Below are 16,491 nucleotides of genomic sequence, written 5' to 3'. Positions count from 1 at the left end.
GCCCCTACCAACCGATCTGGAAACCGGTCCGCGCACCGACTTCGCCGGAATCGAAGCCGAAGCCGACACCTGCAGAGAAGGAGGCGTTATCGGAGATACGTGCGGAGAGCGACGTCGATGCTGCAAAGCGATCCGAATAATAGCCGATGCCGGACGACAGGGCGAAGTTCATACCCGGCAGCAGTACCGGCGATTCCATCGATAATGCCATGGCGACACCCTCATTTGCCCGACGAATATCCAAGCGGTTCTGGGTCGTCAGTTCGAACAATGTCGCCGTCTGCCCTTGTAGGGCCGCAATCGCCGTCGAGTTTGACGAGATTGCCGTCGCATTATTCGCAATCGCCGTCGTGTTCGTGGCAATCGCCGTGCTGTTCGCCATCACCGCTGCGTCATTATGCGCAAGCGGCGCTACGGACCCGAAGGAGCTTTGGGTCATCGTCGCGGTCTGCTGCACCGTGGCTGTCTGGCTCGCGCCATTGGTCGTCATCATCCCGGTCGTGATAGCAGCCACGTCCGCCGATACGCCCGTGGACATCGGTGTCGCAGTCGCCATGCTGTTGTCGCCAGGGCCCTGCGCAACCATTAGATCACCACGTCCCACCTGGGGCGAGCCGCGATTATCGCCTGCAGAAGCGGAGATCGGGCTGGGCCGACCCGTCTGGCTCATTGACGCCATTGGCACAGAGTTGGTCGTCATCATGCCCGGCGATGCGCTGGCGGTTTGCGATGCGGCCGAGGCAGACGGAGCCGTACCGCCTGAACCGGACGGCGCCGCTACCGAGAGCATACCACTGTCATTGACCGTCACATTATAGGTCTGTCCCGCGGGCACCAATGCGCCCAATCCGGCTAGCGTGTAGGTCGCATTCGCGTTTCCGATGGCGATGTCGTTGTTGCCTGACGCCACGGCACCAAAGCCGATGGCCATCGAGTTGGTAAAGGCTGCCTGGGCCTGATAGCCGAGCGCCGTCGAGCGTGCGCCTGATGCCACTGTCTGGTCACCGACCGCCATGGACCGGTTGCCCGAGGAGTCGGCCTGGCTGCCGATTGCGGTTGCGCCGACACCAGTGGCCGAAGCCCGGTTGCCGATTGCCAGGGCATTGGTCTGGTTGGCGAGGCTGATCCGGCCGATCGCCGTCGTCTGATCGGCAAGCGCCCGTGCATCCGCACCGATCGCGGTGGCTTCATCGCCTTCGGCTTGAGCGCCGTCGAGATCGGCATCGCCGCCATCGCCGCCAATCGCAATCGATGCCACACCTGTCGCATCGGTCGCTGAGCCCAGCGCTACAGCTTGTGAGCGTGTTGCATTGGCGAGATCGCCAATCGCGGTCGATTCTGCGCCTGATGAATTGGCACCATCGCCCATCGCGATCGCGCCGGTTACGCTTGCCGCAGCCGCCTCACCAATCGCAATGGATTGCGTGGCTGACGATACAGTATCAACGCCAATTGCAATCGCGCTTGTTTGAGTGGCCTGGGCACCGAGTATATCGGCATCTCCAGCATCGCCGCCGATTGCTACCGAACCTGCCAGGATGGCATCCGATTGTAGACCGATGGATATCGAGTTTGCCCCACCCGCATTGGCATCTGCACCTAGCGAAGTTGCTCCAATGCCGCCCACATCCGCACTCTGTCCGATAGCGGTGGAGTCCGTGAAATCGGCAACCGCAAACTCGCCGACTGCAGTTGATGTTATGCCCGAAGCAAGCGCGTTGGTGCCAACCGCAACGGAGTCCGTTTGTGTGGCACGAGACGAATCGCCCACCGCGAGAGAGTCGAGGCCTTCGGCCCGCGCAAATTGTCCAACGGCAGTCGAATCTCCTCCCGTAGCTTCGCTGCTGCGCCCAAGGGCAGTACTCTCATCTGCTGTTGCCTGCGCGTTGGTGCCCAACGCTGTGGATCTATCTCCGCTAGCATTCGAATTCGTACCGATTGCAACAGCACCAAGACCAGCGGCACTTGCGGCGGGCAGTGCGAATGTATCACTTTCACCACCGATCGCGATACTGGCTGCCTCGATCGCTGACGCGCCGCTGCCAATCGCAATAGCGCCCGACGCTGTGGCACTCGCTTCTTCTCCAAGCGACGTACTCTCAAATCCCGAAGCGACCGAGGCTTCTCCAATCGCCGTACCGCCTGCGCCGCTCGCATTGGCGGTAGAGCCAACCGCTGTGGCACCGCCAGTGCCGGTCGCGCTCGAATTGACGCCGCATTCAAGCGACACCGAACCGCCAGTGCCATTGGTGTTGCACGAGGCCGTGGCGTCCTGAGGGACGGTTATTCCTGTAAGCTGACTAGCCGCCGGAGCGCTTGCACCTCCGCCAATGGCCTGTGCCGAAAGCATGCCACCATCGTTTACCGTAACCCCATAGGTCTGTCCCGCTGGAACCAGAGCACCGAGCCCGGCCAGCGTATATGTCGCACTCGCATCGCCGATGGCAATATTGTTGACGGCGCTCGAAATTGCGCCAAAGCCGATCGCCGTTGAGTTAGTGAAGGCGGCCTGGGCCTGATATCCGAGCGCAGTTGATCGGGCACCGGAGGCAATCGTCTGATCGCCAATCGCCATTGCGCGCAGCCCGGACGATGCGGCCTGGCTGCCGATGGCTGTGGACCCCACTCCGGTCGCCGAAGCACGATTGCCTATTGCAGTCGCATTCGTCGCGCCCGCGTCTGAGATCCTTCCAATCGCAAGAGACTGCTCACCCGATGCTACTGCGTCGGTGCCGAGTGCAGTCGATTCATCGCCGGTTGCCTGGGCGCCAAGAGCGTCCCCATCCGTGCCGTCCGCACCGATAGCTGTGGCGTTCGCACCGCTTGCGGTCACATCTGCGCCAATCGCGATTGCGCCGATCGCCGTTGCCTGTGCACCCAATATGTCGCCGTCGCCGCCGTCACCGCCCAGTGCAATGGCTCCGGCCGCCGTCGCATCAGACTCTGCGCCAAGCGCGATAGCATCATCTGCAGTCGCCATGGATTCGGTGCCGATGGCTATCGCCCCGGCTCCGCTCGCAGTCGTTCCGGGAATGCCACCATCGCTCCCATCGGCGCCGAGGGCGATCGAAAGAGATCCGGTAGCCTGTGCACCGCGGCCAAGAGCCGTGCCGCGGTCGCCCGTGGCCTCGGTTCCGAACCCGATTGCCACGGAATTGCTCGCTGCATCGGCTAAATTGCCGATTGCGACGCCAAAACTGCTATTCGCCTGGGCACCATCGCCGATGGCAACCGCTTCCTGGCCTACGGCGCTGGCTTGGCTGCCTGCGGCAAAGGACCGTAGACCCGATGCAACCGCATCCGGACCAAGAGCAACAGACTCGCTGCCGGTTGCCTGAGCCCCCAGCGCATCGCCATCTGAGCCATCCGCGCCAATGGCCACCGCATCTGTCCCAGTAGCATCGCTCTGTATGCCCACCGAGATTGCGCCGGCGGCAGCGGCGTTTGCAAAGGCACCGAGGCCGATAGCACCGCTTTGGTTGGCGACAGTCGACCGGCCCAGTGCCATCGCATCACCCGCTGAAGCATTGGCTTGCCGCCCCAGTGACACAGCTCCCGTGCCCGTCGCCTGCGCATCGGTGCCAACGGCCACGGCTGCTGACGCTGTGGCATCGCTATTTTGTCCGATCGCGAGCGCCTCACTCGCGCTGGAAATCGCCAAACGGCCAAACGCCGTGCCAAAGGCCGCAGCCTGGGCACCGGCACCGATCGCCGTCGCATCTTCGCCGTTGGCCGCGGCGTCGCCACCAAGCGCCGTGGAGTTGTTGCCCGAGGCAATCGCACCCTGCGTTCCGCCATCCGTGCCATCACCGCCGATCGCGACCGAGTTGGTGCCCGTCGCATCGCTCTGTCCTCCGATGGAAATTGCCGAAGCGGCATTCGCATTGGCATCCGCGCCCAGCGCAATCGCCGCGGTACCTCCGATATCGGCACTCTGGCCTATTGCAATGCTGTCAGCGAAGTCAGCGACGGCACCTTGACCCAACGACGTGGAATCGTTGGCGGTTGCACCGGAGTTTTCGCCGACAGCTGTCGATCGAAGACCCGTGGCCTGGGCTTGCTCACCCACGGCAGTCGAATCGGTTGCCGTCGCATCCGTATTTGATCCCAGTGCAGTTGAATCGGATCCGCTGGCGAGCGAGTTCACACCGCATTCAAGAGAATTGCTTCCAGCCCCGACATTACAAGGAGCGGTCGCATCTTGCGGCTGTTCGATTGCCGCAAGCTGGCTGCCGGCCAACGAACCGTTGGCGCTGCCGTCCGGTGCGGCCGAAAGCATGCCGCTGTCATTGACCGTCACACCCCAGACCTGGCCGCCTGGTACCAGCGCCCCGAGACCGGCTAGCGTATAGGTCGCATCGACATTACCGATGGCGATGTTGTTGTTGCCTGACGCAACGGCACCAAAGCCGATGGCCATCGAGTTGGTAAAGGCTGCCTGGGCTTGATAGCCGAGCGCCGTCGAGCGTGCGCCCGATGCCACTGTCTGGTCGCCGACCGCCATGGACCGGTTGCCCGAAGAGTCGGCCTGGCTGCCGATCGCGGTTGCGCCAACACCAGTGGCCGAAGCCCGGTTGCCGATTGCCAGGGCATTGGTCTGGTTGGCGAGGCTGATCCGGCCGATCGCCGTCGTCTGATCGGCAAGCGCCCGTGCATCCGCACCGATCGCGGTGGCTTCATCGCCTTCGGCCTGAGCGCCGTCGAGATCGGCATCGCCGCCATCGCCGCCAATCGCAATCGATGCCACACCTGTCGCATCGGTCGCTGAGCCCAGCGCCACCGCTTGTGAGCGTGTTGCATTGGCGAGATCGCCAATCGCAGCTGATTCCGCACCCGATGAATTGGCACCATCGCCCATCGCGATCGCGCCGGTTACGCTGGCCGCAGCCGCCTCACCAATCGCAATGGATTGCGTGGCTGACGATACAGTATCAACGCCAATTGCGATCGCGCTTGTTTGAGTGGCCTGAGCACCCAGCGAATTTCCATCTCCGGCATCGCCGCCGATCGCAATCGATCCGACGGCATTGGCATCAGTGTTCGACCCAATGGCAATAGAGAAGTCAGCATTCGCATCGGCACCGGCAATCGCGTTGCCGGCCCTCGCCCCGCCTATCGCAACCGATCCAATCCCGGTCGCGTTTGCTGACGTGGTTGTGTTGCCACTCCCGACCGCCACTGCACCTTCGGCTGTGGCCTGCGCATTAACGCCAGCAGCAACTGTTCGAGCACCGGTGGCATCGGCCGACCCACCGAGCGCAGTGGATTGCGAACCGGATGCGATTGCGATGCGTCCAAACGCAGTTCCCACGAAACCTGTTGCTTGAGCACTTTCTCCGACTGCCGTCGAGGAAGATCCCGTTGCAATTGATCCTGGGCCACACTCCAACGACAAAGTGCCAGGCCCGCTAACACAACCCGCACCTACACCCTGTGGCGCCTCGTTGCTTGAAAAGTTGATCGGCCCACTTGCGCCGCCGCTGAGCGCCTGTGCCGAGAGCATGCCGCTGTCATTGACAGTAACACCCCAGACTTCACCGCCAGGAACCAGCGCCCCGAGACCGGCTAGCGTATAGGTCGCATCGACATTACCGATGGCGATATTGTTGTTTGCGATCGCCACCGCGCCAAAACCAAGCGCGAGCGAGTTGGTGAAGGCCGCCTGGGATTGATAACCCAGGGCCGTCGAACGCGCGCCCGAAGCAATGCTCTGATCGCCGATAGCCATCGAACGATTGCCCGAGGAATCTGCCTGGCTGCCGATCGCGGTCGCACCGATCCCGGTTGCCGAAGCCCGGTTACCGATTGCCGTTGCATTCGTCGCGCTCGCATCCGTGATCCGGCCGATCGCGAGAGACTGCACACCCGAAGCTACCGCATCGGTACCGAGCGCAGTCGATTCATCGCCGGTGGCCTGTGCACCGACCCCATCACCATCTGTGCCATCCGAACCGATTGCCGTCGAGTTTGCGCCGCTGGCCGTTACGTCCGCGCCAATCGATATGGAATCCAGTCCCGAGGCCAGAGCATCGGAACCCAGCGCGGTCGCGCCCGTTGCAGTGGCGCTCGATTCTGATCCGAAGGCCGAAGAACTAGTAGAGTCTGCAGTCGTGCCGAAGCCAACTGCGGTACTGGCCGAACCCGATGCCGTGGTACGATCGCCAATAGCAGTGGCGCTAAAGAAGGAGGCAACCGCATCCGGGCCAAGCGCCACAGCGTTGGAAGCAAGAGCGTCCGCATCATTGCCGATCGCAATCGACGCAAGTCCGGTGGCCTCTGCGCCTTCCTGTCCGCTCGAACCGCCTCCAATCGCAATCGAGTTTAGTCCCGAAGAACGCGCAGCATTAATCGAACTCGCACCGCCGCCCAGTGCGACTGATTGCACACCCGTCGCTTGAGCGTTTGCTCCTACGGCCAACGAGGTACTGGCTGATGCGGTGCTCTGGCGGCCCAGTGCATGCGCGCGGGTCGCGCTCGCGACAGCATCAGTGCCTAAAGCCGTCGAGCCTATTCCAGAAGCTGTTGAGTTGTTACCAATTGCCGTTGATTCAGTCTGACTAGCCGCTGACTCAGCACCCAGGACCACCGCGTCAATGCCGCTTGCGACGGCATCCGCGCCAATCGCTATGGAATCAGATCCAGTCGCCTGTGCGCCTAACGTGTCAGCATCGCCGCCATCGCCGCCAAGCGCAATCGCGCCGGTAGTGGTTGCGTCGCTTTGTGCGCCAATCGCGATTGCATCTGCTGCAGCCGCATTTGCGTCGGCACCCAGCGCGGTTGCTCTAACACCTGCGACATCGGCGCTGTGGCCGATAGCCGTGCTGTCAGTAAAGTCGGCAATTGCGGCCTGACCATATGCGGTACCCTGCGCGCCCGATGCGATTGCATTTTCGCCGACGGCGGTCGAATCCTCACCGGTTGCTCTTGAACCCTGCCCAACTGCCGTAGCATCACCTGCCGTTGCTTCAGCATCATTGCCCAGTGCGGTTGCTTCACTCTGACTGGCAAGCGAGTTAACGCCGCATTCCGTGGAGTTGACACCCGCACCCACATTACAGCCGACCGTCGCATCCTGCGGTGTTACACCGCCAGCAAGGTTGATTGGCGCGCTCGCGCCGCCGGCCAACGCCTGCGCAGACAGCATGCCGCTATCATTGACCGTCACACCCCAAACTTCGCCGCCTGGCACCAATGCACCAAGGCCGGCCAACGTGTATGTCGCGTCGACATTGCCGATGGCGATATTGTTGTTGGAGCCCGCCACGGCGCCGAAGCCAAGCGCGAGCGAGTTGGTGAAGGCAGCATTTGCCTGATAGCCAAGCGCGGTCGAGCGTGCACCTGAGGCAATGGACTGGTCGCCGATCGCCATGGACCGGTTGCCGGACGAATCCGCCTGGCTGCCGATCGCTGTCGCGCCGACACCCGTTGCCGAAGCCCGGTTGCCGATTGCCGTTGCGTTCGTCGCGCTCGCATCCGTAATCCGGCCGATCGCGAGAGACTGCGTGCCCGCCGCCACAGCATCGGTGCCGAGCGCCGTCGCTTCGTCGCCGGTCGCCTGGGCACCGAGCGCATCGCCGTCGCTGCCATCCGACCCGATCGCCGTCGCATTATCGCCGCTTGCGGTCACATCCGCGCCGATCGCCACGGTGCCGCGCGCCGAAGCCTCGACATCGCGGCCGACGCCGATCGCATCCGCCACGCTCGCTTCGGCCCGGTTGCCCATGGCCATCGCACCGACCCCGTCAGCATCGGCAAAGGAGCCCAATGCAATCGCCGTCGCATCCGCTGCATCGGCATTGCGGCCGATCGCGATATTCTCGGTCGCGTTCGTTCGAGACCCCTGACCAATGGCAATCGCGTAAAAGCCGGTACTCACCGCGTCCTCACCAACGGCAATCGCCGCATCGCCGGTTGCCTGAGCGCCAGCGAAGGAGGCGTCCGCACCGTCCCCGCCAATTGCGATCGCACCGTTCGCAGTTGCTTCGCTGCTCGACCCAGCAGCTACAGCGTCCACGCCTGAAGCTTCCGAGTTAAAGCCAATAGCTACAGCGTCCTGGCCCGACCCATCGGATTGCGATCCGAGAGCGGTCGCATTCTCTCCGGACGCACTGGCATTATTGCCGAAAGAGGATGCGAAACTGCTTGGTGCCTGGGCATTGGAGCCAACCGCCGTCGCGGCAGCCGCTGTCGCATCCGCGCCATGCCCTACGGCTGTCGAATTAGTGAAGGAGGCAACGGTGAGGCTACCGATAGCCGTTGCAAACCCGGCACTGGAGGCGCCCCGGCCAATTGACGTGCCTTGATTGCCGGAGACAACCGCATCGCCGCCGATGGCGACCGCGCCAGTACCGGTCGCCTGTGCCCCAAGACTATCTCCATCAGAATTGTCCCCGCCAATCGCTATTGCGGCGGTCCCGGTTGCATCGCTTTGTTCACCAACGGCGATGGATTGCGCGCCCGACGCGTCGGAAAATGTACCGATTGCAATCGCTTCTATGCCGGTCGCATCCGCATCCTGACCAAGCGCCGTTGCCCCAACCTGATTGGCCGTCGCAAACGCGCCGATTGCCGTGGCATCCGTGGCCGTTGCTGTTGCCGACTGGCCATAGGCCGCCGTATCATCTGCCGTCGCATTCGCCGCATCGCCGACCGCGACCGCATCGCCGGTGGTTGCCTGGGCATTGTCACCAATAGCGACATTGCCGGATATTGTGGCATTCGCGGCATCACCGATCGCAATTGCTCCGATCGCGCTTGCAATCGCATCATCCCCGATTGCGGTCGCACTTGTTGCGCTGGCCACCGCGTCGGCGCCGAGCGCAACAGACCGCGCGCCAGTCGCCTGTGCGCCAAGAGCGTCACCGTCGGTACCATCTCCGCCAATCGCGATCGCCCCGGCCTGGCTAACATCGCTTTCGAAACCAATCGCGATACCATTTGTTGCCGATGACCCTGCATCGGCGTTTCTGCCAAGTGTCGTTGCCCCGACTGCTAACGCATTGCTTGCCTGACCGACAACCGTTGTATCATTTGCACTAGCATTGGCATTTTCACCCAATGAAGTAGACCGTTGTCCAGAAGCCCGCGATCCCTGACCAACTGCCGTCGCATCAATGGCAGTTGCTTCGGCATCATTGCCCAGTGCGGTTGCTTCACTCTGATTGGCAAGCGAGTTAACGCCGCATTCCGTGGTGTTGGCACCCGCCCCCACATTACAGCCGACGGTCGCATCCTGCGGTGTTACACCGCCAGCAAGGTTGATTGGCGCGCTCGCGCCGCCGGCCAACGTCTGCGCAGACAGCATGCCGCTATCATTGACGGTAACGCCCCAGACTTCGCCGCCCGGTACCAGTGCGCCAAGCCCGGCTAGCGTATAGGTCGCACTCGCATTGCCGATGGCGATATTGTCCACGGTATTGGACACAGCGCCAAATCCAATTGCTGTTGAGTTTGAGCGTGAGGCGACTGCCTGATAGCCAAGTGCGGTTGATCGCGTTCCGGACGCAACGGATTGGTCGCCCACGGCCAGTGATCTGCTTCCCGATGCGGTGGATTGATTGCCAATCGCTGCCCCGCCGGACCCCGTCGCTTCCGCGCGGCTGCCAAAGGCCAAGGCATTGGTTGCACTCGCCACGGCATTGCGACCGATCGCGATGCCATTGTCACCGGTTGCACTGGATGATCCACCCATCGCGATAGTCCGGTTGCCCGTAGCAACACTGGCTTCACCGATCGCGATTGCATCGCCCCCGGACCCATCCGCATCCGCGCCGGTGCCATTCACATCGATAAAGGCTGCAAAGGCGGTTGCCTCCTCGAGTTGCTCCAGATTGACCGCATCGGTTTGGTCGGTGCCGGCCGCGACATTTGTGATACGGCGTTGAAGAAATTCATGGCCAACCGATACCGTCTCGGCCGCGCCGGCCTCGGAATCACTGCCGATCGCGACGGAACGATTACCGGTGGCAGATGAATCTCTCCCGATGGCAATTGAATCCGTCGCGTCTGCCGATGAGCGGGCGCCGATGGCCACCGCGGCGTTTTCTCGTGCGTCAGCCGCATATCCTACTGCCGTGCTCTCCGCAGCTCTCGCGCTCGAAATGTTGCCGAGTGACGTGGTGCTGTTTTGCTGCGCTGAAGCGCGATAGCCCAGCGCCGTCGCGCCCACGCCTTCCGCCTCGGCGTTCGATCCGATCGCGACGGACAGATCCTCGGTTGCACGAGACACACGACCAATGGCGATGGCTTCAGGGCCTGATGCATTTACGGCCACACCGAGGGCCACAGAACTATTGCCACTTGCAATGGAGCTATGACCGAGCGCCGTCCCTCCGACGCCAGACGCCGTGGTGTTACGACCGACAGCAACCGCCTGCTCGGCTGAAGCATTCGCCTGCGCTCCCAGTGCAGTTGACCAAGAGCTCGTCGCGCTGGCGGAATTTCCGACCGCTGTCGCATCGCTAGCTGACCCGGTAGAGGCATTAACACCGCATTCCAGTGTGCTAGCTCCCGAACCCACGTTGCAAGGCGCGGTCCCATCTTGTGGCTGTTCGCTAATATCAACCAAAGAATCCTGAGCACTGGGCAAGATGCCGACTATGTGCGCCGATGGCCGCTCAACCGCTTCGGCTAGACGATCCTCATCACACTCTGCGACGTCGAGGTCAGCCTCATCGTCGCACACCGGTTCGGTCTCAACCTGTGCATAGGCGGGCTCTGGTGGAGCGAGCATCCCGATTGATAGAAAGGCGCTTCCTGCAAGCGCAATTGGTCCCCAAGCAAACGATCGAATAGCCATCAAAGCCCCCCAAGGCTGTGCAAGAATGTGCACAGTCACACAGAGCCGATCGATGCTGACAAAGGCTCGTCAGCATCAAACCGACTCGCTTCCCGTTGGCGGCGAGTGTCAAATTAACCTTTGCCGGAGTCAAGCAAGCCCGCGTTACACTCTTGTTTCAAATAAGGATTCCGCGTGCCTAATCGGCTGTTAACCCCGGTTTCCACGCCTGACGCTTGACCTTCAGCAGCGGGCGTGTTGGAGCATTGCCAGCGTACCGACCAATGACCAACACCATCATCTCCACCAATCCCGCTACTGGCGAGACGATCTGGGAACAGCCCGTCGGCGATGCCGATGGCCATGTTAAGGCTGCTCGCGGTGCCTGGGCCGAGTGGGCTTCGCAATCCAGCACCTACCGGATTGAAACGCTGCGGCGGTTCGCGAATATTGTCCGCGGCAAGAAGGATGAGTTTGCGGCGTTGATTTCAAGCGAGACAGGCAAGCCTCTCTGGGAGACCGCGACTGAAGTGACAGCGGTCATTAACAAGGTCGATATTTCCGCCGAGGCCTATTTTGAACGCACGCCTTCTCGCAACAAGGAAGGCGATCTAAGCGAGCAAAATTCACTGCGCCATAAACCGCATGGCGTGCTTGCGGTGCTTGGCCCGTTCAATTTTCCCGCTCACTTGCCCAATGGCCATATCATTCCGGCGCTGATCGCTGGCAATGCAATCGTCTTCAAACCGTCCGAAAAAACACCGGCAACCGGCGAGTTCCTGGTCCAATGCTATCATGAAGCCGGGGTTCCCGAAGATGTTATCCGCCTGGTGGTCGGTGGCCCGGACCAGGGCAAGGAGCTTGCAAGCCATGACGGTATAGATGGATTGCTGTTCACCGGCTCAGTTCGCGGCGGGATGGCGCTGCATCAGCAATTTGCATCGCGGCCAGACAAGATCCTGGCGCTCGAACTCGGCGGCAACAATCCGCTTGTCGTCTGGGATTCTCCCGATCTTGACGCAACTGCTGCCATCATTGTCCAGTCTGCCTTTATGACAGCCGGCCAGCGCTGCACCGCTGCGCGCAGATTGATCATCGAGGAAGGCAAGCATGAAGAGCTGCTCGAGAAACTGCGCAAACTGATCGAGCGGATCATTGTTGGCGCACCCGATGAAAAGCCCGAACCCTTTATGGGCTGCGTGATCGACAATCGATCGGCCGAGGCCGTGACCGACGGTTTCCTCGATCTGATGATGAAGGGTGGCAATCCGATCGCACATTTGAAGCGGATTGAGGATGACAAGCCGTTCCTTACGCCCGGACTGATCGATGTTACGGGAATCGAGAAACGCGCTGATGAAGAGATATTTGGACCGTTACTCCAAGTGATCCGCGTTCCAGATTTCGCCACGGCCATACGCGAAGCCAACAATACGCGCTTTGGCCTGTCTGCCTCGCTGCTCAGTGGATCGCCGGATCTGTACAACCAGTTCTGGGCCAATATCCGCGCCGGCATCGTCAATTGGAACAAACCAACCAATGGCGCATCGTCTGCAGCGCCATTCGGCGGGATCGGATTATCGGGTAATCATCGTCCAAGCGCCTATTACGCGGCTGATTATTGTGCCTATCCGGTGGCTTCGGCAGAAGCGCCTTCGGCACGGGCAGCAATCAAGACCGGCCTCAAAGACCCGGAATTCTAGCTTTTCGTTCAGGGCGAAAGCTCAGCTAAACCCGCAACAAGCAAGCATGCTTTGTTTGCCGGCCGCGCATTGATCATGTTGCAGCCATGGAAAGAGCGAACACAAATCAGGATAGCGGCGGCAAGGTGCTGCTGGTGGGCGCGGGTCCCGGCGATCCGGACCTGCTGACGCTGCGCGCCTTCAACGCGATCAACACCGCCGATATCGTCGTGCACGATGGGCTGGTCGATCAACGTATCCTGAATCTCATTCCGAAGAACACCCCGCGTATCTCGGTTGCCAAGAAACGCAGCCGGCACACGGTGCCGCAACCAGGCATCAATGCGCTGCTTGTTGAAAAAGCATCCCAGGGTCGCACGGTATTGCGCCTTAAAGGTGGGGACCCTTTCATTTTTGGACGTGGCGGCGAAGAAGCCGAAACGCTCCGCAAAGCCGGGATTTCGGTCGAGATCGTTCCCGGTATTTCTGCCGCACTTGGCGCTGCCGCGGAGGCCGTGCTCCCTCTCACCCATCGCGAGGCGTCAAGTGCGGTTACCTTTGTTGCCGGTCAGTGCAAGGGCTTGTCGGACCAGAACTGGTCTGGCCTTGCCGGAACCGGTCGTACGCTGGTCATCTATATGGGCGTCGCAACCGCCGCCGATATCGCCGACAAGCTGATCGCCGATGGCGTCTCCCCGGCCATGCCGGTCGCGATCGTCGAGCGCGCAACCCTGCCAGGCGCGCGCGCGATGCGCAGCCTGCTCGCCGATCTTGGCGGGCTGGTCGAACGCGAAGCCATCGAAAGTCCGGCTGTGATCATCGTCGGTGATGTTGTCGATCGCTCATTGGCGGAAGACAAATTACTGACCCTCGCTGAAAAAGCGGAGAACGCAGCATGAAGATCCTGACAGGCAATGACCTGCGCAGTGGCGATGTCGTTTGGTGGACCGGCTACGACTGGTCCCGCCATGTTTCCGATGCAGCCGAAATCGGTGACAATGCACCAGACATCATGGCTCGCGAAGTGGCCAAGCGCGTCGTCAATGACTGCTATCTTGTCGATGCCGAGCGCACGGACGATGGCGTCGTGCCGGTTCATATCAAAGAAAAGGTCCGTGCCACCGGGCCCACCGTTCGCCCTGATCTCAATATCGCACCGCCGGACCCCGGGGCCGGAAACTGGGTAATCTGACATGTATCGCTATGACAATTTCGACCAGGAAATGGTCAACACTCGGGTTGCGGAATTTCGCGACCAGGTCGAGCGCCGCCTCGCCGGCAAGCTGACCGAAGAGCAGTTTCGTCCGCTGCGCCTGATGAATGGCGTGTATCAGCAGCTGCACGCCTATATGCTGCGCGTTGCTATCCCCTATGGTACGCTATCGGGTGGGCAAATGCGCATGCTGGCCGAGATCGCCCGGAAATATGACCGGGATTATGCCCATTTCACGACCCGGCAGAATATCCAGTACAACTGGATCAAGCTCGAACAGATGCCTGACCTGCTCGCAGATCTTGCCTCGGTTGAAATGCATGCGATCCAGACCAGCGGCAATTGCATTCGCAATATCAGTTCCGACCAGTTTGCCGGCGCGGCCGCAGACGAAGTGGCCGATCCGCGGCCCTATGCTGAATTGCTGCGCCAATGGTCGAGCTTCCATCCGGAATTCTCCTTCCTCCCGCGCAAGTTCAAATTTGCCGTGATCGGATCCGATGAAGACCGCGCGGCGATGCGGCTCCATGATATCGGCATCCAGATCGTCAAGAATGATGCCGGTGAAATCGGCGCGCGCTATTATGCCGGTGGCGGCATGGGCCGTACGCCGATGATTGGCCCGCTGATCCGTGATTACGTGCCGATCGATGAGCTGGTCAGCTATGCCGAGGCCATTATGCGGGTCTACAATCGGTACGGCCGACGCGACAATAAGTACAAAGCGCGTATCAAGATTCTTGTCCATGAAATGGGCGCAGAACAGTTCATCCAGGAAGTCGAAGCTGAGTTCGCCCATCTCCAGGGCCAGAATATTGATGCACCGGCTGCCGAGCTGGAAAGTATTATCAGCCATTTTGAAGATCCGGCCTATGAAACGGGCCTGAGCGATGAAATTGATCGGGCCGATCCGGATTTTGCTGTCTGGGTCGACCAGAATGTCCATGCCCATAAACAAGCCGGCTATGCGATCGCGACGATCAGCCTGAAGCCGGTCGGCGGCATCCCGGGCGATGCAAGTTCTGCACAGATGGACCTGATGGCCGATCTGATGGAACAGTATAGCTTCGACGAAGCCCGGGTGACCCATTCGCAGAACATCGTCTTGCCGCATGTGCGTAAGCAAGATCTCTATGCCCTGTGGCAAAAACTGGATGCAGCAGAACTCGCGTCGCCCAATCTCGACCTGATCAGCGATATCATTGCATGTCCTGGCCTCGATTATTGCAGCCTCGCCAATGCCCGATCGATCCCGGTCGCGCAAAAGATCGCCAAGCGGTTCGCCGATATTGATCGGCAAAAAGAACTGGGTGAATTGAAGCTCAAGATTTCAGGCTGCATCAACGCCTGTGGCCACCACCATGCCGGCCATATCGGTATCCTGGGTGTCGATCGTAAAGGTGTCGAGAATTACCAGCTGTTGCTCGGTGGTTCGGGCGCGGAAGACGTGAGTCTCGCCAAGATAACCGGACCCGGTTTCGATGAAGACGGCATCGTCGATGCGGTTGAAAAAGTGACCGATGTCTATGTCGGTGCGCGCGAAGATGACGAGCGCTTTGTCGATACCTATCGCAGGATCGGCATGGAGCCGTTCAAGGAGGCGCTCTATGGCTGATATCCTCAGCTTTCGCGATGATGTGCCGCTCGAAGAACCGGCCGTCACGCTCGATGCATTTCTCGATCAATCCAACGCCACATCGGTGCGCCTCGAAGATGGCGAGGATGTCCGGCAACTCTTGCCCTTTCTCGATCGGCTCGCGTTGATCGAAGTCGGGTTTTCGCGCTTCGGCGATGGTCGTGGCTATTCGGCCGCCCGTGTGTTGCGTGAACATGGCTTTACTGGCGAGCTGCGCGCACAGGGCGATATCCTTGTCGATCAGCTCTCATTCATGCTGCGCTGTGGATTTGACAGCTTCGCTCCGGAAACCCCGCTCGATGCGGCGGATACGGAAATTGCGCTTTCGCGTTGGAAGAATGTGTATCAGGAGGCCGCCGATGACAGACAGCCAATTTGGAGCAAGCGACATGGCTAGTGCCGCCCGCGCCCTTGACGTCATCGATGCGCGCCCGCGCTTCACACAAGCCGATGCCGATGCGCTCAATAAACGCTTCCAAGGCGTCGATGCGCTGACCATGCTTCGCGCCCTGTTCGCGGAAGACGCGCTGGGCGAGATTGCAGTTGTCTCCTCATTCGGAACCGAAAGTGCTGTCCTTTTGCATCTCGTGGCAACGGCCGATGCGGCGATCCCGGTCATCTTTGTAGATACGCTGCGGATGTTTCCCGAAACACTCGACTATCGCGACACGCTTGTCGAAGCTTTCGGCATCAAGAACGCGTCCGTGGTGACTCCTGATGCCGCCGTCCTTGCTGAAAAGGACGAAAATGAACTGCGTTGGTCTTTCGATCCGGACGGCTGCTGTGCGATCCGCAAGGTCGAGCCGCTTGCCCGCGCTAAATCGGGCCTTGATACCTGGATTTCCGGTCGCAAGGCATTCCAGTCCGTAACGCGGGAAAATATCGACCGCTTTGAGGTGGAAGATGGCCGGCTCAAGCTCAATCCGCTGGGTAATTGGATCAAGGATGATCTCGACGCCTATTTTGAGGAACATGACCTGCCGCGTCACCCGTTGGAAGCCGAAGGCTATCTCTCGGTCGGCTGTGCACCCTGCACCAGTAAGGTATTGCCAGGCGAAGACCCGCGGGCCGGACGCTGGCGGGGCTGGGACAAAACTGAGTGCGGCATTCATACGCCAATCGATGGCGGTGACGCCGATGATGACGAGGCTAATCAGCCCGTATTCTAGGGTGCAAGACCGGC

The 16,491-nt window shown here is 60.8% G+C and carries 7 protein-coding genes; 6 read left to right on the top strand and 1 reads right to left on the bottom strand.

Annotated features, from left to right (window positions below; translation table 11 throughout):
• Positions 1-4: 4 nt before the first annotated feature.
• Positions 5-10,732, bottom strand: coding sequence for a hypothetical protein (locus tag HFP51_RS03165; RefSeq protein WP_176874333.1), 10,728 nt, complete (start codon positions 10,730-10,732; stop codon positions 5-7).
• A gap of 329 nt (positions 10,733-11,061) precedes the next feature.
• Between HFP51_RS03165 and astD the strand changes: the two genes are divergently transcribed.
• From astD to HFP51_RS03135, 6 genes are all read left to right on the top strand, one after another.
• Entirely contained in the window at positions 11,062-12,480 is a 1,419-nt protein-coding gene (astD, locus tag HFP51_RS03160) for a succinylglutamate-semialdehyde dehydrogenase (protein WP_176874332.1), read from the top strand.
• Between the two features lie 86 nt (positions 12,481-12,566).
• Positions 12,567-13,358: a uroporphyrinogen-III C-methyltransferase gene (cobA, locus tag HFP51_RS03155; protein ID WP_176874331.1), complete on the top strand. Its 792-nt coding sequence runs from the start codon at positions 12,567-12,569 to the stop codon at positions 13,356-13,358.
• Positions 13,355-13,651 (top strand): DUF2849 domain-containing protein, encoded by a 297-nt coding sequence (locus HFP51_RS03150; RefSeq protein WP_176874330.1) that lies wholly within the window; start codon positions 13,355-13,357, stop codon positions 13,649-13,651. The genes cobA and HFP51_RS03150 overlap by 4 nt, the downstream gene beginning before the upstream one ends.
• A gap of 1 nt (position 13,652) precedes the next feature.
• Positions 13,653-15,287 carry a nitrite/sulfite reductase gene (locus tag HFP51_RS03145; protein WP_176874329.1) on the top strand — a complete coding sequence of 545 codons (1,635 nt, stop codon included), beginning with the start codon at positions 13,653-13,655 and terminating at the stop codon, positions 15,285-15,287.
• Entirely contained in the window at positions 15,280-15,705 is a 426-nt protein-coding gene (locus HFP51_RS03140; protein ID WP_176874328.1) for a DUF934 domain-containing protein, read from the top strand. Before HFP51_RS03145 ends, HFP51_RS03140 begins: the two co-directional genes overlap by 8 nt.
• A complete protein-coding gene (locus HFP51_RS03135) occupies positions 15,698-16,477 on the top strand; it encodes a phosphoadenylyl-sulfate reductase (RefSeq protein WP_176876511.1) in 780 nt (259 codons plus the stop codon). The genes HFP51_RS03140 and HFP51_RS03135 overlap by 8 nt, the downstream gene beginning before the upstream one ends.
• The last annotated feature ends 14 nt before the right edge of the window (positions 16,478-16,491 follow it).

Origin of the sequence: Parasphingopyxis sp. CP4 (assembly GCF_013378055.1) — a bacterium.
Lineage (GTDB): Bacteria > Pseudomonadota > Alphaproteobacteria > Sphingomonadales > Sphingomonadaceae > Parasphingopyxis.
Note: the sequence above shows the minus strand (reverse complement) of the source record. Positions and strands in the feature narration are given on the sequence as shown.